The sequence below is a fragment of the Sphingomonas oligophenolica genome (assembly GCF_039522915.1).
GTDB classification, from domain to species: Bacteria; Pseudomonadota; Alphaproteobacteria; order Sphingomonadales; family Sphingomonadaceae; genus Sphingomonas; species Sphingomonas oligophenolica.
In genome coordinates, this window is the sequence record NZ_BAAAEH010000036.1 from 63,790 (window position 1) to 84,583 (window position 20,794).

17 protein-coding genes and 1 pseudogene are annotated in these 20,794 nt (G+C 65.1%); 7 read left to right on the forward strand and 11 right to left on the reverse strand.

Going from position 1 to position 20,794, the window contains the following annotated elements:
* Positions 1 to 214 precede the first annotated feature (214 nt).
* Positions 215 to 1,234 (reverse strand): Gfo/Idh/MocA family protein, encoded by a 1,020-nt coding sequence (locus ABD050_RS18395; protein WP_343890951.1) that lies wholly within the window; start codon positions 1,232 to 1,234, stop codon positions 215 to 217.
* 170 nt (positions 1,235 to 1,404) lie between these two features.
* Here ABD050_RS18395 and ABD050_RS18400 point away from each other — a divergent pair, with 170 nt between their 5' ends.
* Positions 1,405 to 2,436 (forward strand): helix-turn-helix domain-containing protein, encoded by a 1,032-nt coding sequence (locus tag ABD050_RS18400; protein WP_343890952.1) that lies wholly within the window; start codon positions 1,405 to 1,407, stop codon positions 2,434 to 2,436.
* Here the strand turns inward: ABD050_RS18400 and ABD050_RS18405 are convergent.
* The 6 genes from ABD050_RS18405 to ABD050_RS18430 form a co-directional block, all read right to left on the reverse strand.
* Positions 2,433 to 2,774 carry an NIPSNAP family protein gene (locus tag ABD050_RS18405; RefSeq protein ID WP_343890953.1) on the reverse strand — a complete coding sequence of 114 codons (342 nt, stop codon included), beginning with the start codon at positions 2,772 to 2,774 and terminating at the stop codon, positions 2,433 to 2,435. The two genes, ABD050_RS18400 and ABD050_RS18405, sit on opposite strands and share 4 nt — an antisense overlap.
* Before the next feature lie 36 nt (positions 2,775 to 2,810).
* Complete coding sequence (locus ABD050_RS18410) at positions 2,811 to 3,779, reverse strand: D-2-hydroxyacid dehydrogenase (protein ID WP_343890954.1); 969 nt, start codon at positions 3,777 to 3,779, stop codon at positions 2,811 to 2,813.
* A complete protein-coding gene (locus ABD050_RS18415; protein ID WP_343890955.1) occupies positions 3,776 to 4,582 on the reverse strand; it encodes an aldolase/citrate lyase family protein in 807 nt (268 codons plus the stop codon). The genes ABD050_RS18410 and ABD050_RS18415 overlap by 4 nt, the downstream gene beginning before the upstream one ends.
* Before the next feature lie 10 nt (positions 4,583 to 4,592).
* Positions 4,593 to 5,117 (reverse strand): DUF6537 domain-containing protein, encoded by a 525-nt coding sequence (locus ABD050_RS29070; RefSeq protein WP_425542482.1) that lies wholly within the window; start codon positions 5,115 to 5,117, stop codon positions 4,593 to 4,595.
* Between the two features lie 25 nt (positions 5,118 to 5,142).
* Positions 5,143 to 5,550 (reverse strand): VOC family protein, encoded by a 408-nt coding sequence (locus tag ABD050_RS18425; RefSeq protein ID WP_343890956.1) that lies wholly within the window; start codon positions 5,548 to 5,550, stop codon positions 5,143 to 5,145.
* Between the two features lie 150 nt (positions 5,551 to 5,700).
* Positions 5,701 to 7,935, reverse strand: a complete 2,235-nt coding sequence (locus ABD050_RS18430) for a TonB-dependent receptor (protein ID WP_343890957.1) — start codon at positions 7,933 to 7,935, stop codon at positions 5,701 to 5,703.
* A 280-nt stretch (positions 7,936 to 8,215) separates the two neighbouring features.
* Between ABD050_RS18430 and ABD050_RS18435 the strand changes: the two genes are divergently transcribed.
* The 3 genes from ABD050_RS18435 to ABD050_RS18445 are packed head-to-tail and all read left to right on the forward strand — an operon-like array spanning position 8,216 to position 11,649.
* Positions 8,216 to 9,766 carry an LVIVD repeat-containing protein gene (locus ABD050_RS18435; protein ID WP_343890958.1) on the forward strand — a complete coding sequence of 517 codons (1,551 nt, stop codon included), beginning with the start codon at positions 8,216 to 8,218 and terminating at the stop codon, positions 9,764 to 9,766.
* A 3-nt stretch (positions 9,767 to 9,769) separates the two neighbouring features.
* A complete protein-coding gene (locus ABD050_RS18440; RefSeq protein ID WP_343890959.1) occupies positions 9,770 to 10,969 on the forward strand; it encodes a type 2 periplasmic-binding domain-containing protein in 1,200 nt (399 codons plus the stop codon).
* A gap of 17 nt (positions 10,970 to 10,986) precedes the next feature.
* Positions 10,987 to 11,649, forward strand: a complete 663-nt coding sequence (locus ABD050_RS18445) for a hypothetical protein (protein ID WP_343890960.1) — start codon at positions 10,987 to 10,989, stop codon at positions 11,647 to 11,649.
* 274 nt (positions 11,650 to 11,923) lie between these two features.
* On the opposite strand, the gene ABD050_RS18450 is transcribed toward ABD050_RS18445, so the two are convergent.
* Positions 11,924 to 13,432 carry an FAD-dependent oxidoreductase gene (locus ABD050_RS18450; protein WP_343890961.1) on the reverse strand — a complete coding sequence of 503 codons (1,509 nt, stop codon included), beginning with the start codon at positions 13,430 to 13,432 and terminating at the stop codon, positions 11,924 to 11,926.
* A gap of 215 nt (positions 13,433 to 13,647) precedes the next feature.
* Positions 13,648 to 15,075: an MFS transporter gene (locus ABD050_RS18455; protein WP_343890962.1), complete on the reverse strand. Its 1,428-nt coding sequence runs from the start codon at positions 15,073 to 15,075 to the stop codon at positions 13,648 to 13,650.
* A gap of 220 nt (positions 15,076 to 15,295) precedes the next feature.
* Here ABD050_RS18455 and ABD050_RS18460 point away from each other — a divergent pair, with 220 nt between their 5' ends.
* Positions 15,296 to 16,294: an amidohydrolase family protein gene (locus tag ABD050_RS18460; RefSeq protein ID WP_343890963.1), complete on the forward strand. Its 999-nt coding sequence runs from the start codon at positions 15,296 to 15,298 to the stop codon at positions 16,292 to 16,294.
* A gap of 257 nt (positions 16,295 to 16,551) precedes the next feature.
* Here the strand turns inward: ABD050_RS18460 and ABD050_RS18465 are convergent, their stop codons facing one another.
* Both ABD050_RS18465 and ABD050_RS18470 read right to left on the reverse strand, forming a co-directional pair.
* Complete coding sequence (locus ABD050_RS18465; protein ID WP_343890964.1) at positions 16,552 to 18,819, reverse strand: TonB-dependent receptor; 2,268 nt, start codon at positions 18,817 to 18,819, stop codon at positions 16,552 to 16,554.
* A 318-nt stretch (positions 18,820 to 19,137) separates the two neighbouring features.
* Positions 19,138 to 19,635: a MarR family winged helix-turn-helix transcriptional regulator gene (locus ABD050_RS18470; protein WP_343890965.1), complete on the reverse strand. Its 498-nt coding sequence runs from the start codon at positions 19,633 to 19,635 to the stop codon at positions 19,138 to 19,140.
* A 194-nt stretch (positions 19,636 to 19,829) separates the two neighbouring features.
* Here ABD050_RS18470 and ABD050_RS18475 point away from each other — a divergent pair, with 194 nt between their 5' ends.
* Entirely contained in the window at positions 19,830 to 20,219 is a 390-nt protein-coding gene (locus ABD050_RS18475; RefSeq protein ID WP_343890966.1) for a hypothetical protein, read from the forward strand.
* A 203-nt stretch (positions 20,220 to 20,422) separates the two neighbouring features.
* Positions 20,423 to 20,629 (forward strand): annotated as a pseudogene (locus ABD050_RS18480) (aldo/keto reductase); the annotation flags it as partial.
* Between the last annotated feature and the right edge of the window lie 165 nt (positions 20,630 to 20,794).

A 20,794-nucleotide genomic window follows, 5' to 3' on the forward strand; every position in this document is an offset into this window, starting at 1 on the left:
GTTCGGTTGGAATTGCTCATGCTGGCCTCCCCCTTTGTTGCGGCTCTACAGAGCCGGCCATGAGCGCCTCTTGGCGCCTCTTTCGGCCACATCACTATGTTGACCAATCCGTGCAATTCAACGATGGTATGTTGAATTGGCGCGCAGCGCCCCGCGATTGTCGTGCTGGATCCCATTTCGGCCATCGCAGGAGCACAGGAGGGGATGGATGGGCTCAGCCCGTCGGTATCGAGGCATAGGGCGCAGCCCTACCGCCGGCGCGGGCGATCGCTTCCAGCACAGCCGTGTTCAACACCATCTGGTCGGGCTTGATCGGATAGCTGCCACGGCCGAGCGCTGCCCGCGCCCAGAGTTCGAGATTGGTCCGAATTGCGGGACTCGGCGCTATGCGGCGCTCCTCCCGCACACCATTGGCTTGGGAGACCGTCAAGATCGCATCCTGGCCGCCATCCACATTCGCCAGCGTCACCAGCTCCGCCCAGCCCAGGTCACCGAAGACCGTGTAGCGGCCGTAATAGGGCGTGCAGGCCAGGGCCGTGACCGTCGCATGGACGCCCGAGGCCATCTTCAGATCGACCCTGACCAGTTCCTGGCCCGAAAAATTGTCCGACGTGGAGAGGAGTTCGAGGCGGACTCCTTCCGGGGCGCCGCAGCTCGCGATGATGAGATCCGAGAGATGAATGCCCGTGCCGGTCCAGAGGCCCGCCGGCGCCTCGTGTCCGCTCAGGCGCCAATCGCCGGGCTTCGCCCTCAGCATCAGATTGTGGCTGACGTTCGCGTCGATGAAGATCACGCGGCCGAGCGAACCGGCGGCGATCAGGCCGGCCAGCGCCTCAAAGCCGGCTTCGAACCGACGTTCATGTCCAATCCCGAGCACGAGCGCCTTGTCTGCGGCGGCATCGACGATGCGCTGCGCTCCGGCGGCCGTGAGGGTGAGCGGCTTTTCGCAGAACACCGGCTTCCCGTGCGCGAGCGCAAGCAGGCATTGCTCCTCATGGAGGCTATGCGGGGTGGCGATCATGACGGCATCGATTGCAGTGTCGCCGTTGAGCGCCTCGCCAAGCGTAGCGAAGTGGGGAATGTTCCTCGCCCGGGCGAATGCAGCCGATTCAGCACTTGGGTCGACGCTGGACGTGATCTCCAGGACATCGGTCCCGTCCGCTTCGCCGCAAAGCTGGCGTCCCCACCAGCCCAATCCGACAAGACAGGTTTTCAGGGGGCCATCGGCCGACATCCGCTCTCTCCTGATTGCATATCTCCTTCCATGGCTAGGCCGCCGCGGGGCGCGATCAAGCATGTGCCAGCCATTTGGCGTGGCCCCGCCCCACCATTGGCGCCCACGGCCCCGTGCCGTGTCGGAAGGGCTTCACCCTCGACGATCGAGCACATCAGGAGACCAGGGTCATGACGCATGCCGATGGGCTGACGTCGTCCGCGACGACGTTGACGATCATCGACCAGGCCGCACGCGGAGCGGGCCTCGGCAATGTGCACCAGCACCTCTCGAGGTGGCCGGGGCTTCCGTACCGCTCGCGGCTGAGTCATGACACCTTTACGCGGCTCTTCATGTCGCTCGCGGTCACGTCGCGCGACGACGCCATCGGCCTGAAGCTGGCCATGCAGGCGCCCCTCCGGGCGTTCAATGTCGCCGTCTACACCTTCCTCAGCGGCCCGACCCTCGGAGTCGGGCTCGAGCAATGGGAGAGATACCAGGCGATCCACACGCTCGCGAGCCGCATCCGGATCGTCCATGAGGGCAATCTCAGCACTATCAAGATCGACCTCGCCGATGGCGCCCTGCCAACGACCCGCTCGCAGCGGGAATATTATCTTGTCTTGCTGTGGCGCTACATGCTCTGGCAGACCGGTGAGGCGGTCTGCCCCGTCGAAATCAGGCTGCGCAGACCTGATCGCCGCGGATCGCCGCACGAGCAGCTGCTTGGATGCCAGGTCTCGTTCGACCAGCCCGACGACGCGATCGTGATTCCGCGTGAGGCCTGGGCCGCAGCGTCAATCCATGCCTGTCCCGAGGTTTTTCAGGCGACGACCCGCATGGCGGACATGCAGCTGATGGCGCTCAACACCAACCGGGTCGAACTGCGGATTCAGCTCGCGTTACGCGATCTCGCCGAAGACGCTCGGCCGCCTGACCTCGCTGCGGTGGCGAGCAAGCTCAACATGTCCGTGCGGACCGTCCAGAGGCGGCTGGCCGACGAGGAGACCAGCTTCAAGCAAGTGCTGGACAAATTCTATGCCGAGCACGCGCGGCGGATGCTCACCGAGACCAACGTATCGATTGCCGAGATCGCCGACTCCTGCGGCTTTGTCGACCGCCGTTCCTTCTACCGCGCCTTCCAGCGTTGGACAGCGCAGACGCCGGCACTATACCGGCGCAATGCTGCAAAGCCGTCAATGCCGCCGGGCCCGCCGCACTAGCCGGTTGTGACCATCGGCCATTCGAGGGTCACGAACGGGGCTGGGCGGATCAACTTCGTCTCGACCTTGTCGAGCGCGTCGAGCGCGTCAAGGCGGCGGCGATAGTCGATCCACTCCGGCAATGCCTCGAACTTGCGCCGCCGCGCCTCCCGGTCGGCAGCGTCCTCATAGGCCCACATGTGGAGCAAGCTGTTCACCGGACCGGTGTCGGTGATGAACATGCCGAGGAACCGTCCCGAATGCTTGAGCTGGACGGGCAGGGCGGCCGATTGCCATAGTTCCAGGAACGCCAGAAACTTGCTCGGGTAAATCGTATAGGTGCGGTGGTCGATGATCATTTTCGGGGTTCCTGCTGATCGCTGCTGCGCTGAGGGTCACATGTGAACGATGTTGCGCATCGGCTTGCCGGCTGCGAAGCGGGCGAGATTGTCGCAGAACAGGTCGCCAAGGCGCTGATAGGCGAGAGGGGACCAAGCCGAATCGTGCGGCGTGATCGTCACATTCGGCATGCCCCAGAGGGGCGACTCCTCCGGCAGCGGCTCGACGGTCGCGACGTCCAGGATGGCAAAAGCCGGAGACCCCGCCCGCAGCCCGGCAACAAGGGCGGGCTCGTCGACGACCGGGCCGCGCGCAACGTTGATCAGGCCGGCCCCTGGTTTCATTGCCCGCAGCACCGCCGACGTAACCATCCCGGCGGTCTGCGCGGTAAGAGGCACGGCGATCACCAGGAAGTCGCACTGTCGCGCCATGTCGTCGAGTTCTGCGGGGGCGTGCACCGCATCGGCGTCGGACGGCAGGACCGCCTCGCGGCGACACACTCTCACGTGCATGCCGAAGGCCTTGCAGAGCCTGGCGACCTCAGCGCCGATGCTGCCGAACCCCGCAATCCCGACAGTCATGCCGGTGAGCTCGCCCTGGTCCAGCTGGGCCCAGATTCGCGCGGTCTGCTGGCTGGCATGGTCGCGGTGGCGCTTTACCCGGGCAAGCATGTGTGACAGCACATAATGCGCAATCGGTACGGAATGAATCCCAGCACCGCTGGTGAGCTGCGCGCCGCGATCGGTGATCCGGCGAAAGATCGCACGCTCATGGCCGCTCGAGCCACTCTGCACCCAGCGCAGCGGGGCGGTTTCCGCCATCCGGTCGCATTGTGTCGCGAAATCACGGTCATATTTCATCGCTTCGATGAGGTCGGAGGACAGGAACCATATGTCCGTCGCGCCGCGCACCTCCTCGGAGATGGGCGATCCCGGATCGACAAGAATAAGCTGCGCCGCGGGCATCGCGGCGCGTATCCGGGCCTCCACCAGATTGGCCATGCGTGAGCTGAGCGCTATCCTCATATCGCAGCCTCGGGCGTCAGCTCAGCGAAGGCCGCCGCAGCGTTGCGACTGCCGTCGATCAGGAAATCGAGGTCGCTGCCGGTCAGGAACAGCGGGGCCGATCCCATAGCAAGATAGCGCGCCATGATCTGCCTGTTGCCGATGCCACCGGCCACGAGCGGGATGCCCTCTTGCCGGCAGATGTCGATCAGGCGCGCATGCATTTCGAGTATTTCCGGATGGTCGTGGGGAAGGAACAGGCCGCCTTCAGCGCAGAGGTCGTTGGTACCGGTCACCAAGGCGTCAATTCCGTCGACCGCCGCGATCGCCGCTGCGTTCTCGACGGCACGCCGGCTCTCGATCTGGACGAGGATCAGCGTCTCCGCGTCGAGGGCGCGGGTGAGGTCAACCGCAGGCGACTTGACATACCCGCTATGGGGGAGCGCGGCGCTGACCGAGCGGCAACCGGTCGGCGGATAGCGCAACGCCCGGATCGCAGCGACGGCCGCTTCGGCGGTCTCAATCCCCGGCAGCAGGAGCGCCTGCGCGCCGCCGTCGAGCGCTGCGGCCGCAGTCGGTGCCATGTCTGCCGCGACGCGAACGATCGGGGTTATACCAGCGTCGAGCGCGGCGGAGGCCAGCTGGCAGCAGGTGTCGAGCGACATGCTGCTGTGCTGGAGGTCAAGCAGCACGCCGTGATGGCCACTCGTTTTCGCGATCCGGATGATCTCGGCCGTCCGCGACTGAAGGACGCGAAGCGTCAGCACGGGCAGGCCGGCCATCAATCGCTGCTTCACCAGATTGGCTCGTACCAGCGGTCCCATGGGTGCTCCTTCAGGCATCGATCGGTGCCGGCGAGACGTCGTCTGCGGCATCGACATCGTCCGCCGCCGCCTCGAACCGCGCCTCCAGCCCGGGAAGAGTCTGCCGGTAGGCGGCGCGCGCCTCGTCCTTCACCGGACCAAAACCTCGAATCTCGCCGGCGGCCGCGACTAGGGCGATCGCGGCTGTGTGGTTGGCGGGGGTCAGCCGAGCGATCACGCGGTCGACAAGCGTCGCATAGTCGGTGGCAAGACGCCGTTCGGCGCGCCGGATCGCCGGCTCGGGGAGCCCATCGAGAAACGTTGCATCGATCGCTGCGCGTTCCGGCTTGCGCGGCGCGGCGCCCTTCAACGTGACGGACGAGGGGCAGAAGCCCTCGATGCAACTCATGTCCTTGTTGCAGCTGGACTGGTCGATCTCCCGTTTGCGGCCGCGCCGCGCGTCAAGGGCGCGCTGTGCAAGAAAGATGCGGGCGATGGCCTGGTTGCCGCTCAGGACGACGCGGCCCCCTGCATCCCATTTGTCGTCGAGCGTCACGAGATCGCGATGGCATGTCACCGGTTCAGGCCGCGCCGACGTTCGGGTCCTGACCCAGTTCGACAGTGTTGCCGCCCGGGTCGAGAATCCAGAGCTGGCGTGCCTCGCCCTCGCCATGGCTCCAGAACGGGATGGCGCGCTGCGTCAGTTCCGCCTCGGCCGCGGCTAGGTCATCGACGTACAGCGCGAAGTGCGGCCCGCCGGGCTGCGGCGATCCGGGCGTGCGCCACTGACCACCTTCCTCATATTCGAACACATGCAGACGCTTGCTGCCCAGCGCATACCAGTCGCCTGGAATGACGTCCTTGAACTCCTGCGGGCGCTCATGGTTGATGAGCGGCATCCCGAGCAGTCCGGCGTAGAAGGCGCGGATCTCGTCCCCCGTGCTGCCGTCAACATTGACCGAGATGTGATTGATACGGGTGACTTTCATCGAACGCCTTCCGGAGTTGCGTGGTGACGAGGCAACTTACAGTCTGCTCCGGCCGCCCTGATGGTCAGATCGCGCCAAAGAGTGGGGCTTCGCCGCCATTCCTGCGAGCTGGCATAACCGGCCGACCGCTTGCGCGGCCGGCCGACCCCCTTATCGGTTTCGCCAGGTGATGGTCACGCCGTAGGTGCGCGGATCACCGATGTTGCAGGCGCCGCCATTCGTCGTGGCACCGAAGTTGCCGCAGCCGACGACATATTCCTTGTCGCCGAGATTGCGGCCGAACAGGCCCATCGCCCATCTGCCGTCGGTGGTCTCGAGCCGGGCGCCGGCGTTGAAGAGGCTGTAACCGGCCTGGTAGAAGCCGGGGAAGGTGCTGTGGCTGTTATAGGTCCAGTCGCCTCGCACCGTGAAGCGCCAGTCGTCGCCGACGGGAAGGCGTATTTCGGCTCCGGCATGAATGGTATCTGGTGAATAATATTCCAGGCGCTGACGGGCCTTGTCGGTACCGCCACTCGATGTGCAGGCCGCTCCTGTGAGCAGCCCATCGGTGCTGCCTGCGCAATAGCGATCATAGCGCGCGTTCGTATGGGCGTAGCTCAAGTCGAACCGCAGTGCGTCGAGCGGCTCGAAACCCGCTTCGACCTCGAAGCCCTTGCTGGTCGCCCGCGCCGCGTTGCGGGTGACAGCCTGGCCGGCCTGGTTGGCGACCTGCACCTGCAGATCCTTATATTTGATGTAGTAGCCGGCGATGCCGGCGTGGAGGCGTCCGTCAAGCCACTTGCCCTTGAGGCCGATTTCGAAATTGTCGTCGATCTCGGGGTTGGCAGCCTCCGTCGCCGCCAGGATGGCGGTCGCCGGGCCGGAGTTGATCGCGCCGCTCAGGAAGCCGCGCGAATATGTCGCATAGACCATCGTGTTTTGCGTGACCGAATAATCGAGCGTGAGCTTTGGGGAGAGATTGTCCCAGGATCTCGTGATGGGAATGTCCGTGTACGGCTCGTTGGTCAGCAGCGGGACACCGGCGGCGCTGTGCACGACATGCTTGCGCTCCCAGTTGTAGCGGAGCCCGGCGGTGAGGTGCAGCGCGTCGGTGAGGTTGTACGTACCCTGTCCATAGACCGCGAAATTGCGCGTGCCGAGGCGGGTCGTCAGCGTCTGCTCGCGGTTGACGCCGAGCACCACGTCCGTCGTTTCGACCGTGCTGCCATGCTCGCTGAAGAAATACGCCCCGAGATTCCAGAACAGCTTGCCGTCGAGCGTGGCTGACCCGTCCTCGGTCGAACTCAGCCGTAGCTCCTCGCTGAAACTCCCCGAATATTGCCGCTGGCGGTCCCTGAAGTCGAAATGCGAGACGCGGCTGTCGGTGTTGTCGATATCGGCCTGGAAGTATCGATCGGACCAGCGATAACCGGTTATGGAGGTGAAGGTCAGGTCGCGGCCGCGATGAATCGCGCGCACGGACCCGCCGGCGAGCTCGAGGCTGCCGACATCGTCATAATCATTCGAGACGTCGTGGAAGCCCGCAGGCCCCAAATAGGGTCCGCGCCCGAGTGGGCTATAGCCCGTGCCGGCGAGATAAAACCCCCGCGCCGGCTGATCGGGATCCTTCTCATAGTCGCCGGAGAGGATCACGTCCCAGTCGCCCGGATGCCAGCGCAGCGTCGCGCGACCGAACCAGGCCTTGCCGCCGGTAATGTCGTTGCCGGTCGCGACATTCTTGCCATAGCCCGAATGATAGTTTTGACCGGCGACAATCGAGCCCGACAGGTCTCCGCCCAGTGGGCCCGAGAGCAGGACGCGCGAGTTGATCGTGCCGTAATTGCCGACGTCGACGGCTGCCCGCATGTCGAGCTGGTCGCTGGGCAGGCGGGTATAGATGTTGATGGCGCCGGCGACCGCGTTCTTGCCGTAGAGCGTGCCTTGCGGCCCGCGCAAAATCTCGATCCGCTCGAGGTTGAAGAAGGTCGGATCCATCGCGCCCTGGCGCGCCAGATAAATGTCGTCGACGAACACGGCGACCTTCAGGTTCGCGCCGATATTGTCGCCTGCGGAGCCACCGATCCCGCGGATCGCTATCTTGTAGGACCCTAGCCGGTTCTGCGTCAGCGAAACGCCCGGCACTTGCGTCACCAGTTCCTGGACGCGCGGTATCTGCTGCTCCTCAAGCTTGTCGCCGCTGATCGCGCTGATCGAGAGCGGCACCTTGTCGAGGCGCTGTGCGCGCCGCTCGGCGGTCACGATGATGTCATTCTCCGTGCCGCCGGTGTCGTCGGCCGCCTGCTGCTGCTTGGCCGCGAGCGCCGCGGCGCTAGCTCCCTGTGCATGTGCGCCGCTGGCGATCAACGCCAACGCGGATGCCGTGACGGCAAGACCAGATCTTGTCATTTTCCCCTCCCAGACTGTCCCTGTGAGGCCTTCCACGCCGCGGCAGGAATTCCTGCTCGCGAGATCACTTCCGTGGCGACGCCACGGTCAGGTCGGCTGGTCGGCCAGGACAGGATGTCGGAATATCCAGCGAACGGCCCAAGCATCAGCGGCCGCGTCCGCCAAAAACGGGGCCGCCCGCGCCAACGCGCGCTGTGGCTATTGTCGGCAGCGCCCGGCCGCGGCTCTATTGCTACCGCGCGATTGCTACCGCGCGGAAAAGGATGCCGTGGCGGGAATCGTGCCCGCAGCACTTGCGCAGGGAGAGACGGGAATGGCGTTTGCGCCGACGAGACGGGACGTGTTGCTGGGTGGAGGTGCCGGCCTCGCCGCACTTTCGCTGGGCGAGGCGGTCGTGGCGCAGACCGGCCCCGGCCCGAGCGTCATGGATCGTCTCGATCCCCAGCTTTATATCGAGGGCATGACCCTCCACGCGCATTACATGCCGGGTCAGAATTGCGGATCGAAGCTCCAGTTCATGACGCAGGGGGACAAGCGTTATCTGTTCCATTCATACATGACCGGCGACCGCAAGGTCGTGGGGCGCTGCCTCGACGTGACGGATCCGCTGCATGCCGTGGTCGTCGGCGATAATCTGTTCGCCGGCTACCAGATGCAGATCGGCTACAACCATGTAATCAGGCGCTGGATCCTGATCACCAGCGTGACGCCGGTCGAGCCGCAGATCGACATGACCCGCGGTTTCAACGTCAACGCAAAAGGCCTGCGCGGCATCCGGATTTACGACGTGACCGATCCGTCAAAAACCCTTCTCCTCTCTGAGTGGAGCTGTGACCAGGGCGATCCCGGCCGAGCGCTGCAGGAGGGTACGGGCACGCACCGCAACTTCTATACCGGCGGGCGCTATGCCTATCTCGACACCTCCCCGGACAACAGCTTCACCGGATATGAACTGGGGCGGGCGAACGGCGTGCAGATCATCGACATCCTGGATCCGGCGCACCCGAAATTCGTGTCGAACATCTGGGTGCCGGGCCAGCGCAGGGGTGAGGAGGCAGAGTATCGCGAGTTCGCCTGGGCGGGCGGTGGCAAGGCGTCGCCATCATTCCATGGCGGCTTCATCGTGCCGGAGAATGTCGAGGACGGCGGCCGGCTGGGCTATGGCGCCTGGTCCGTGCTCGGTGTCCGCGTCCACGACCTGTCGGACGTCACGAAGCCGCGGCTCGTCGGCACCTGGAATTCCCCGGACCCGGATGGGGGAGGGATCAAGTTCCATACGGTCGACGTGGCGCATATCGACCGCGGGATCGTCATGGTCAGTCCGGAGATGATCGGTACCGAATGCAAGGGCTCTTGGTACAACAGCTATGTGCTGGACGCGCGCGATCCCGCAAGGTTGAAGATGGTGGCGAAGCTGCCGGTTCCCAAGCCGCCGGCCGGCGCGCCCTTTGCCGATTACTGCCAGAAGCGCGGCCGCTTCGGCCCGCATAATGCACCCCACCAAAAGGCTCCCGGCCAGGCCGCGCCGAACTTCACCTGCTATACCTATTTCGATGCCGGCCTGCAGTGCTATGATATCTCCAATCCGGCAGATCCGCGGATCACCGGCTTCTTCGTGCCGCCCCAGATGGGCTCGCTCGACAGGCCCGGATCCTACAATCGCGACACCGACGGCGTCTTTGTCGAGTGGGACCGGCGCCTGATCTGGGCCTCGACATCGAGTGGCCTGTACCTGCTATCCAGCCCGACGCTCGGGAATCCGACCTTCGCGCGCGCGGGCGTCAGACAGTGGACACTGCCGGCGCTTCGCCGCCACTGGCCCAGGGCCTGAACGATGCGGCGAAGCTTTCTCGCATTCCTCGTGGGGGCGTCGCTCGCCCTGGCGCCAGCCGCCCAGGCACGGGCGCTGTCCGACGAGCGTGGCACGGTGGCGCAGTGGCGAGCGCGCACAAGCGTCGCGCAGGACTGGCTGGACGGCCGTTTCGCAGCGCCCTGGGCAGCGCGGGTCACCTATGACGGACCGCCGATCACGATGCGCTTCTCGGCGCACAATCCTGCAAATGCGAGCGTCGTGCGGGACGTGTTCATCCCAGCCTTCGAGGTCCTGCGCCGCATGTCCCGCGGCAAGCTCCTCGTCGCGCCCAGCTGGGAGGGCAACGCACACTCGCTCGCGGATGGCTGGGCTGCGCTGGCCAATGGTCGGACCGACATGACCGCCTGCTACGCCAGCCTCGAAGCGGACAAGCGCGGTTTTCGGTTGCTCACGCTCCTCGACCTTCCCGGGCTGTTCCCCAACGCCGCTGTGGCCACGGCGGTATCGGAGCGGCTTTACGCCCGCTGGTTCAACGCCGACTTTGCGCGGAACGGGGTGATGATTGCCCGCATGAAGGCGACCGGGCCGGCGCAATTGTACCTGCGAGCGCGCCCGGACCCGGAGGCCGACATCGTGGGCCTTTCCATTGCGTCCGCTGACGGGGTTCAGGCCGATTTCCTGCGGGCGGTCGGCGCGCGTCCGGCACTGATGCCGAGCCCGCAGGTTCGCGAGGCCATTGCGGGTGGGCGTCTGCAAGGCGTCGCGATCACCGATGCCGCCGCGCAGGTGTACGGTATCACGGGCGAAGCGAAGTTCGCGCTGGAGGGTGATCTCGGCCGCACCAATCTGGAATATTGCATGAGCCCCGCCTTTTACCGCCAGCTCCCGCCCGATCTGCGCACAATATTGAACGCCTGGCTGCGCGCCGAGGCGCAGGCTGAGACACAGGTCTTCTATGGCCGCGAGGGAGCAAGTGCGCGCGATGCCTATGCAGCGACGGGCGGCATGCGCCTTCGCCTTTCATCGGCCCGGTCGCGGCAATGGAAGAGGATGGGTGACTTAGCCGAGCGTGACGCCGTCGCCCGGCTTGAGGGCGAGAAGCTGCCGGCGCGCGCGTTCATGCGCGAGGTGCGCAGGCTAACAGCAGTTTACGCCAAGCGCTCCGACAATGAGTTGATGCGCGACGCAGCCGAGCACCCGATTTCGGAGCTGTTGCCATGAGGCGGGGAGGACGCGCCATGCGGGTCGTCGGAACGGTGCTTTCGCTGGTCGTACTCGGGGCGGTGGGCGCGGCCGGCGCGGCGCTCGCCGGTGCCGATTCTCGGCATATGAGTTTTTTCGTTACGCATGTCGCCCCCGGCAAGGGCGGCGATCTGGGGGGGCTAGAGGGCGCCGATGCCTATTGCGCGGTGCTGGCAAAGGCGGCGGGATCGCGGCGGCGCGATTGGCATGCCTATCTCAGCACCCAGGCCGACGCGGCCGCACCGGCGATCAATGCCCGCGATAGGATCGGCCGCGGCCCCTGGCGCAATGCGAACGGTGTCGTTGTTGCACGGGACCTGGAGGAGCTGCATGCCACGAACCACATCGCCCATGACACGGCGCTCGACGAATATGGCGCGCGCGTGAACGGCCGCACTGACACCCCGCCGATGCACGATATCCTGACCGGGTCGACGACCCAAGGCATGGCCTTCCCGGCTGGCGAGGATCGCACCTGCCACAACTACACGTCGAGCTCGGAGGGCAACATGCAGATGGGGCATCACGACCGGGCGGGCCCGGCCACCAGTCCGACCGGTACATCGTGGAACTCATCGCATGCGACCAAGGGATGCAGCCCCGAGGCGTTCCGAAGCCGGGGGGGCGCCGGGCTGCTTTATTGCTTCGCGGGGCATTGAGGCTACCCGATGGACCAGAGGACACGGTGCCGAATGGCGGCCGGTCTGGTACTGTTCATCGCCGTTCGCCGCCTTGCCGGGGAAGCTGCAGGACGGGACGACGAGAGTCGCACCAGCGCCTGGAAGAGTCAGCCGCTCCGGTGGCGCGCGCCGGGGCCGGCCGACGCGGGCGCGTGCGGAGGCGGCGCGTAGGAACATTCGCGCCGGCGTACTTTTGTGCCAGGGTTATGACGCGCGGCCTGGGCGCCGAACTACCCCTAACCGGGAACATTTCTCACTCGGTAGGCGCCTGCACCCGTGCAGAAGCGCCCATCGAGCAGAGAAAGCCCTCCAGGGCCGCTAGGTTCGCTGCGTCGACGATCGCCGCGACATAGCCGTCTGGACGCACGAGCACCCAATCACCCTTTGACAGGCCATAGGCATGCTCGAAATGTCGCTCCACATCGACGATAGCTTCGTGCGTGCCGATGCGATGGATGTGCAGGCCAGCGCGCGCGGCGAAGCGCGCGTCGCCGGGCTCATATCCCAGGAGCGTCCATTGCGGTCCCTTAAGAAGGTCGAACAGGCGGCAATCCTGTCCCGCCGCGCCCGCGAGGGGCGCGTCCGGCGCACGGTCGCCGGCAAGCAGGACGCCCGAACGTGCCGGCATCTCGAAGGAAAGCGGCGAATCCGGATAGCCGATGTCGAGCTGGTGAACCTCGCGGCCGCGGCGCATTTCGCCCTGTTTTGCCGCGTCGAGCAACTTGGTCGACAGGCCGAGCATCGCGGCTGCGACCGGGCGGCGCTCCTCCTCATAGCTGTCGAGCATCGACGCTGGAGCACCGGCAAGGTCTGCGGCTAGCTTCCAGCCGAGATTATAGGCGTCCTGCACGCCCGTATTGAGGCCCTGGCCACCGGTGGGCGGATGAATATGCGCGGCGTCTCCCGCGAGAAAGATCCGTCCGACCCGGTAGCGATCCGCGAGGCGCGCGTTCATATGGTAGGCCGATGCCCAGGACACGCTCTCGACCCGGAGTTCATTGCCGGCCAGGCGCGTGTCGAGAAACGCCTGCAGCCCGGCTGCCGACAGGTCGATATCGCCCTCCAGCGGGATCGGGGCCTGGAGCTGGAAGAAGGGCGTGCCGGGAAGCGGGCAAAGCGATACCTGCTTGTCCATATCGCCTTCGTTGAAGCGGTGCCACGCGTCGCGCGACAGCCCGTGCAGGACAATGTCGGCGACGACGGCGCGCACACCAAGCGTCTTGCCGGGGAAATCGAGCTGCAGGGTGGAGCGGACGAAGCTGCGCCCACCGTCACAGCCGACCAGGTATCGCGCGCGGACTCGCTCGGGGCCGTGCGCGGTTTGCAGAGTCGCGACGACGCCATGCTCGTCCTGCTCGAAGCCGGTCATCTCAACGCCGAATTCCGGCGCATGGCCGAGTTCGGCCAGGCGCTCGCGCATCACGCGCTCGGTCAGGAACTGCGGCACCAGCAAGGCCAGATGATAGGGTTCGGCCGGCGAGGGCGCGACGTCCTCGACGACCAGCGACTCCTCATAGCTCCCATCGTCATGATATTCGCGCTGCGGCGGATATAGGCCGCCGGCCGCGACAACGCGGTTGAGGATGCCGAGATCTTCAAAAATCTCCTGGCTGCGCGGCTGAATACCCTTGCCGCGCGAGCCCGGAAAGGGGGTGGGCAGCTTGTCGATCAGCCGAAAGCGTACTCCGCGCCGGGCAAGTTCTATCGCGAGTGTAAGTCCGGCGGCGCCTGCGCCGCTGATCAGCACGTCTGTTTCGGTCACGCATTCCATATGGAGCTCCTATGTGTAGGATGCACATATTATGGATCGGCGAATCCTGTCAACGAGAAACGTGCATAACACACATATTGAGCGGGGCTGACGGGTCCTAGCATTGACGGCGTTCGGCCGCTTCCGCACCGGCGTCCCGGGCACAGCAACCGGCCGCTTGAGAGGGGCAGCATTGGCGCGCACCGTGAGTCGCCCGCCGCCGACGCCTAGCTTGGCTTTCCGACCGGGCGCCCCCGCACCTCCGCTCCGGCATCTCCTGCGAGACGAAGCGTCAGCAGCGCGCCGGCCAGAGCGCATAGGGCCGTCACGAGATACGCGGCGGCAAAGTCGCTCGCGTCGGGGGTGGCTGCCCCCCGCACTGCGATCCCCACGCGCAGGCAGATCGCGGCCAGTGCGACGCCAAGCGCCATGGAGAGTTGTTGCATCATGCTCGCCAGAGTCGAGGAGGACGCTGTGTGCTGCTTGGGAATGTCCGCGAAAGTCAACGTGTTGATCGCGGTGAACTGCATTGAGCGCGCAGCGCCCGCAAACAGGAGCAGCGCGACCGACAGGGCGGTGAGGTGGGACCAGGAGAGGAGCGGAATCGCTGCGATCGACAGCGCGACGGCGATGCCGTTCGCAAAAAGCAGCGGGCGGAAACCCAAAAGCCGCAAAAGGGGCGAGGTCACCGTCTTCATCGCCAGATTTCCCACGAAATAGACCAGCAGCACGGTCCCGGTTTCGAGCGGATTCAGCTTCCACACTGTCTGAAGCATCAGTGCCAGCAGGAACGGAGTCGCGCTGATTGAAAGCCTGATCAGGTTGCCGGCGTCGACCACTGCGATCTTGAAACTCCTCACCTTCAGCGAGGAGAGATCCAGGAGTGGTGTCGCGGCCTTACCGAACCATCGGGTCGCCGCCAGGCCAGAACCGCAGCCGAGCAACAGGACCACCAATGGCAAGGCGATGGGCGACTCGGTCGCAAGCCCGTCCAGGGCGTAGATCAGCAAGCTCAGCGCAAATGAGCACAATATCAGCCCGGTGACATCGAGCGAGCGGCGCCCTGGTTCCTTCTCGTCCGGGACAAGCCAGAAGACGAGGCCGATGGCGATACATCCCAGCGGCAGGTTGATGAGAAAGTTCCAGCGCCAGTTGAGCCAGGTCGTGATTGCCCCGCCGATGATCGGGCCGACCACCGGCGCGAGCAGCGCTGGCCATGTGATAAGGGATGTCGCAGCGAGCAACTGGTCCTTGCGTGCGGTTCGCAGCACCACGATCCTTCCCACCGGCATCATCATCGCGCCGCCAATCCCCTGGATAACTCGGGCGCAGATGAACTCGGGAAGCGTGCCTGCCGCGGCGCAACCCGCGGACCCGAGACTGAAAACCAATATGGCGCCCGCCAGCACCAGTTTCGCGCCGAGCCGGTCCGTGATCCACCCGCTCAGCGGAATGAAAGCGGCGGTCGCGATGAAATAGGCAGTTATTCCCGTGTTCAGCGCGACGGTCGACGCGCCGAGCGAGCCGGCCATCTGCGGGAGGGACGTCACGATGACTGCGCCGTCGAGATTCTGGATGAACAGGATCGAGGCGACGAGCAACGCGATCGGTGTCAGGTTCGCCCCTTCGGCCGATGGGCCCGCCCGTGTGCTCATACTGCTCCCTCCCTGCTAATGCTCGTCCAACCAATTGCAACCAATGTGTCGCTTCGTCGATATTGGTTGAATTATGTGTAGGACACATGCAATCAAATTCGCGTGCGCAGAGCGTCATCCCGGCGCCCGCGGAGCGAGGTGTCGAATGATGTTTGCCCGTCATCGAGCGAGCGGCCATGACCATTGCGGATGCAGCGCGAGCCGCCGCCAATTCCTGGCTATGGGAGCAACCGGTGCCGCGGTAGCGATGGGGGGCAGTTCGGCGCTATTGGCTGCAGGGCCTGGTTCCGCGCCGGCGTCGAAGATCGTCGACGTACATTACCACATCTACCCTCCGCAGGTGCTCGCCGGTGCGAACTCCCTTGCCGAACAGGTCCGGAGCCTAGCGGGGGTTCGAGACTGGGATGCGGCGCGCGCTGTGGACATCCTCGAGAGCGAGGGGGTCGAGACAGCCGTCATATCCTTCGCCAATCCGGTATTCTGGGCTGACGATACCGCGAGCCAGCGCCGTCTCGCCCGGCTGTGCAACGACTATTTCGCGAAGGTGCGGAGCGACCATGCGGGCCGCTTCGGCGTGCTCGCGGCGCTGCCGCCGCTGACCGATGTCGACGGGGCCCTGGCCGAGATCTCCTACAGCCTCGACCAGCTCAAGGTCGATGGCGTCAGGGTCATGACTTCCTATGCCGGCAAGGCATGGCTTGGCGATAGCGCCTTCGCGCCGGTCTGGGACGAGCTCAACCGACGCAGGGCCATCGTCTTCGTCCATCCCGACCTAGCCTGTTCCTGCATCAAGGCGCCCTCGATGTCGCTCGAGCTCCCCTTCGATACGGCGCGCGCCGCCTTCTCGCTCTGGCGGAACGGGGCATTCGACCGTTGGCCCAATATCCGCTTCATCCTGTCCCACGGTGGAGGACCGGTCCCGATGCTCGTGGCGCGCTTCAACGGTACCGGGCGGCCCGGGGCGGACGGCACGGTTCTGCGCGACGCCGAGGTGCAGTTGCGCAAGGCCTGGTTCGACACGGCCCAGGCGGCAAGCCGGGTGCCGTTGACCGCGCTGCTCGCCCTGGCCGACCCGACGCGAATCCTTTTCGGCTCCGACAAGCCGTTCGGTCCACCTGCGGCCCAGGCGCGCGCGCTTGCGGCGGCGATCGACGACAGGCGGCTTCTGGCAGCCATCGAGGCGGGCAATGCGCTACGTCTGCTCACGGCGGCCGGATAGCGCTTCGCTAGCGAGGGACCGCAAAGGAGGGGATCGACTGCCGGCCTTTGGCTGAGCCGGTCGCCGCCCGGCAGGCTGGCGCTCTCGCGTCGCGCCCGGCTCCGCCGCCCTGGGATGCTCCCTGTCTCGCACTGCCCAAGCCGCCGCGGCGCGCCATTTCTCAAGCAGCGGGCGCTCGCATCGTGAACCGGTCTTCGGCCGGTCGCGGTCGGCCCGGCCGCCTTTTCGCGCGAGCGCGAGCTCGCGCGATGCCGGGGTCAGCGCCTGATCGAGAGCTGCAGCGCCACGGTGCGGGGGCGATTGAGGCTTCCGAAATAGGCGCTGCCGCCCGCGCTGATCGAAGAGGTGAAATAGGCGTAGCGCTTATCGGTGAGATTCGTGCCGATCACGGCGACCTCGATCCCCGTACCTGTGTGAAGCAGGGCGATGGAGGCATCGATCTGAGCATGTTCCAGCGATTTAGGCGCGAGCGGATCGGACGCGCGGTATTGTAGATCATATTCGCTCGAATAGTTGACCGCAGCCCGGGCGCGCAAACGGACCGTGCTGCTCAGGTCGCCTTGATAGCGCACCGCTCCCATGGCGGTCCATTTCGGCGCGCGCTGCAACGGCATGCCGGCATAGGCCACGAGCGGCGTGGCGCCCGCCGGGAAGTCCTTGGTAAAGTGGGAGTCGTCATAGACCACGTTACCATCGACCCACAGGCCATTGACGATCCGAAGCGAGGTACTGGCCTCCGCGCCCCGCGAAAGCACATCCGCATTGCCGATAACCGTCTGCGATAGGCCGGCGACAACCTGCGTGCGCCCAACCTGGAATCCCTTCACGGCGGTGTTGAACGCAGCGATCGTCGCAAAGCCGCGCCTCCCGAGATCGACTTTCGCCCCGACCTCGGTCGTATAGGCCACCTCTTCGGTGAACTGCGCGGCGGCGAGAGTCGTCGGGTTCGCCTGAAAGCCGCCGCTCTTCGTTCCCCGCGACCAGGACGCGTAGAGCATCGTCGAAGCGGTCGGGTGCCACTGGACGCCGAGATCGCCGCCGATGTCGCCGGCGCCGATCTTCGGCGCCGTGGTGTGCGGGATGGCCGGCGACTGGGTCGGCGCGGCGAAGAACCCGGCCGAGCTGCGGTCGTAGGTCGCGGTCTTGTCCTCGTGCGTGTAGCGAATGCCCGCCGAGAAGGTGAGCGTGTCGGTGATGGCGTACCTGGCCGAGGCAAAACCGGAGATGGCGTCGGTGCGGACATTGAGGTTGGTGTTCGAGAAGCCGACGAGCGGGAAGACGCCGCCGCCCGACTGACCCGTCAGGATGCGGTTCAGTGTCCAGTCGTTGTGATAATAATAGGCACCGACAAGATAGGAGAACGGCCGGGCGGTGTCGGAGGCGAGTCGAACCTCTTGGGATATCACGCGATTGTTCTCGCCGTCGCGCAGATCCAGCAGATTCGCGCGGGTGAAGTCGGCGTCGGTATCGCGCAGCGACTTCCATTCGACATAGGCGCTCTGCGACGTCAGCCTTGCGCCACCCAGATCAAAGCTGAGGATCGCCGTCGCCTTGTTCCCGACCTGGTTGTCGAAGGGCAGGGGCCCCGCCACGGTGTCGGCGCCGACAGCGTCGCTGCCATTATAGTTCACGTCATTGCCGACGGCTTCGAAATTCGTCTGTCCGAGCAGGCCCGCGCGGCGGGTGATTGCCCCCGCCGGATCGGCCAGCACTTCGAAATATTGCCCCTTCAGCCGGCGATCGTCGTGCTGATAGATCAGCGCGATGCTGCCGTCGGACGTGACGTTGCCACTCAGTGTGATGCGCCCGGAGACCTCTCGGACCTGACGCTCGTAGCGCCCGACATAGGCGTTGCGGACATAGCCACCCTCGTGATTGAGCAGGGCGGCCGCCCGGATGGCGAAGCCGCCGCCGATCGGCATGTTGATGGCGCCCTGCGCCTGGTCGCCCCCGATGCCGAAGCTGTGGCCATAGGTCAGGTCGTATCCGAAGTCCTTACCCGGCCGCCGGTTGACGATGCTCAGCGCCCCAAGGCTGGTATTCTTGCCGAGCAGGGTCGACTGGGTGCCCTTGATCACCTCGATGTGATCCACATCGTAGATCGGCATGACGAGGTCGCGCGTGCGGCCGAAATAGACGCCGTCGACATAGGTCGGCACGGACGATTCAATACTGGGATCCGCAGACGAGGACGACATGCCGCGAATGGCGACCGAAGACCCGGACGTTCCTTGCTGGGTGACCACGCCCGGCACGATTCCCGTCAGCTGGTTGGCACTGGTGATATTCTGACTGCGGACCAGCTGGCTATCCGCGATCGCAATCGTCGCCGGCGCGCGGATCGCGGTCTCGCCCTGCTTGCGCGCGACAATGACGATCTCGCGTGTATCGGCTTCCTGGCCGTCCGACCTAGAATCGGTTGCGGGCTGTTGGCCTGCGGTGCCGCCTGGCCGGTCCTGGGCTTGGGCAGCGCCGGCGATAGTGGTCAGCAAGCACGCAGTCGACAGCAGGAACTTGGCCTTCATCTTCATCTCCCCCCGTCGATCTGAATTCGCCCGTGCGACACTTCGTGCTGCTTGCCACCGGGCGGAGGCGTCGTGCCGTTGCGGCATCGGATCGCCCACATCTGCGCCGCGCGATCGGGAACGCGACGGCCAGACCTAACCCGGCAGGCAATCCTGCCCAGTGACAGCCGCCGCCAGATTAGGGGCGCGGCGCGCCAAACCAGATCGTTAGCGTGTACGCACCAAGGCAAGACCCGGCGTCGGCAAGCTTCTGATTAGGCACTGGTTCGCCGCCGCGCGGGCGAACGGGGCCGGCGGGTTGGGCAAAACGTGCGCGTGCTAGCCATTCCCGTCGCGATCGCCCGCCGCGCCGCGCTCGCCCTGCGGGATTTTTCCGAGATCATCGACGAAGCGTCGCAGCAGCCTTGCGAGGTCCTTGAAATCCGCGTCAGGCCAGTGCTCGAGGACCGGGGCGGCAAGACGCTGCCGCGCGGCATCGAGCGTCTCGATCAGGTCCCGCCCCTTTGCGGTGGGGATCACTTCGCTCACGCGGCGGTCTGCCGCGCCGGGCTTGCGCTCGACCAGCAAAAGGGACTCAAGCTTTGTCACCTGGCGGCTCACGGTGGTGTAATCGCGTCCCACCCGCTCCGACAGCTCGACGATGCCGATCGGGCCAAAGCGGCCGATGCCGATCAGAAGCGGATATAGCGCGCGATCAAGGGTGATGCCTGCCGCCCGAAGCACTGTATCGTCGCGCTGGGGCCGGCTCATCAGCGCAAACAGATCGACCATCGCGCCGTGCAGTTCGCGAAAGTCATCCTTTGTCTTCCCGGCCACTTCCGCCCGCCTCGCTATTGATATGAGTGCTCTATGCACATGTTTGTTGACATGATGCAAACAGGGATTCTAAACGTGCATAATACACTCACTTCCGAGCAGAATCCAGGGTGGTCAACTGTGCAGACCTTAAAGGCGCCAATCCTGCCGACCACAGCAGATCGAAGGAGAATGCCGCTCGGGCGCGGCGGCGAATGATGATCTTCGGTGTCCCGATCAACCCCAGCGTGACACGCCCCACATTAATCCTGACGGAGAATCATATGAATGTCCTTGTCCTCGCTTCCGCAGCGCTCATACCGGCGGCCGCTATCGCCGCGCCCCAGGCCGCCGTTCCGCCATCGGCTCAGTCGGCGGTCGCCGGCGGCTACACCATGGATACCCCGGTGGAGGTGATCGTCGCCGACCCGCGCGCCAAGGCGATCCTTGACACGAACTTTCCCGGGATGACCGCGCATGAGCGCTTTGCCGAGCTCAAGACCCGGTCGCTGAATGAGCTGCGTCCAATCCTGGAACAGCATTTCTCGGCTGAGCAAATCGCCATGGCCGCCGCGGAGCTCGCCCGGCTGACGCCTGCGAAATAGCTGTTCTACCCCACCCCGGAGGTCTGGCTACAGGCCAAGCCTCCGGATCGGGTCCAGAGCGCGTGCGTCAAACCCGGGCCGCCGTCTGACGGCTTCGCTTAAACTTTCATCCATGTTGCCAGTTAGAGCACCAACTTCGATGTAAACCTCAGGCTCGTTGAAAAGACAAAGGCGTTCGCCAAAGGAAGGTAGTCGCTGCCTCGCAGTTGGTATTGGCATGGGTGCTTGCAAATCGATCGTACATCCTCCCGATACCAGGAACCAAGCGGCGGAAATATATCGAGGACAATGCTGACGCTGTGGACATCGAACCGACTGAAGCAGAGATGGCGGAAATTGATGCTGTGTTCCCACCCGATGCCGCAGCCGGCGAGCGCTATCCCGTAATGATGCATTCGGTCAACGGTTAGGTCGTCAATAGGTCGCCGTGCGATCGTGGCCCGCGGTTTCGTTACTCAACTCTGTTGAATGGGGCAAAAATTATGCCAGCTTTTCTTGTCATTCAGATTAATACCAAGTCCCTGAGGGGATGACTCGCGAAGGGTTGCCAAGGGCGCTGGGTATTGATTCAAGAT

Bases quoted from the DNA above. Each gene is read 5' to 3' on its own strand.
- ABD050_RS18475 (WP_343890966.1), top strand. From the start codon at position 19,830: ATGATGATCTTCGGTGTCCCGATCAACCCCAGCGTGACACGCCCCACA.
- ABD050_RS18465 (WP_343890964.1), bottom strand. From the start codon at position 18,819: ATGAAGGCCAAGTTCCTGCTGTCGACTGCGTGCTTGCTGACCACTATC.
- ABD050_RS18460 (WP_343890963.1), top strand. From the start codon at position 15,296: ATGGGAGCAACCGGTGCCGCGGTAGCGATGGGGGGCAGTTCGGCGCTA.
- ABD050_RS18455 (WP_343890962.1), bottom strand. From the start codon at position 15,075: ATGAGCACACGGGCGGGCCCATCGGCCGAAGGGGCGAACCTGACACCG.
- ABD050_RS18415 (WP_343890955.1), bottom strand. From the start codon at position 4,582: ATGGGACCGCTGGTACGAGCCAATCTGGTGAAGCAGCGATTGATGGCC.
- ABD050_RS18405 (WP_343890953.1), bottom strand. From the start codon at position 2,774: ATGATCATCGACCACCGCACCTATACGATTTACCCGAGCAAGTTTCTG.
- ABD050_RS18425 (WP_343890956.1), bottom strand. From the start codon at position 5,550: ATGAAAGTCACCCGTATCAATCACATCTCGGTCAATGTTGACGGCAGC.
- ABD050_RS18445 (WP_343890960.1), top strand. From the start codon at position 10,987: ATGCGGGTCGTCGGAACGGTGCTTTCGCTGGTCGTACTCGGGGCGGTG.
- ABD050_RS18440 (WP_343890959.1), top strand. From the start codon at position 9,770: ATGCGGCGAAGCTTTCTCGCATTCCTCGTGGGGGCGTCGCTCGCCCTG.
- ABD050_RS18395 (WP_343890951.1), bottom strand. From the start codon at position 1,234: ATGTCGGCCGATGGCCCCCTGAAAACCTGTCTTGTCGGATTGGGCTGG.
- ABD050_RS18410 (WP_343890954.1), bottom strand. From the start codon at position 3,779: ATGAGGATAGCGCTCAGCTCACGCATGGCCAATCTGGTGGAGGCCCGG.
- ABD050_RS18430 (WP_343890957.1), bottom strand. From the start codon at position 7,935: ATGACAAGATCTGGTCTTGCCGTCACGGCATCCGCGTTGGCGTTGATC.
- ABD050_RS18400 (WP_343890952.1), top strand. From the start codon at position 1,405: ATGACGCATGCCGATGGGCTGACGTCGTCCGCGACGACGTTGACGATC.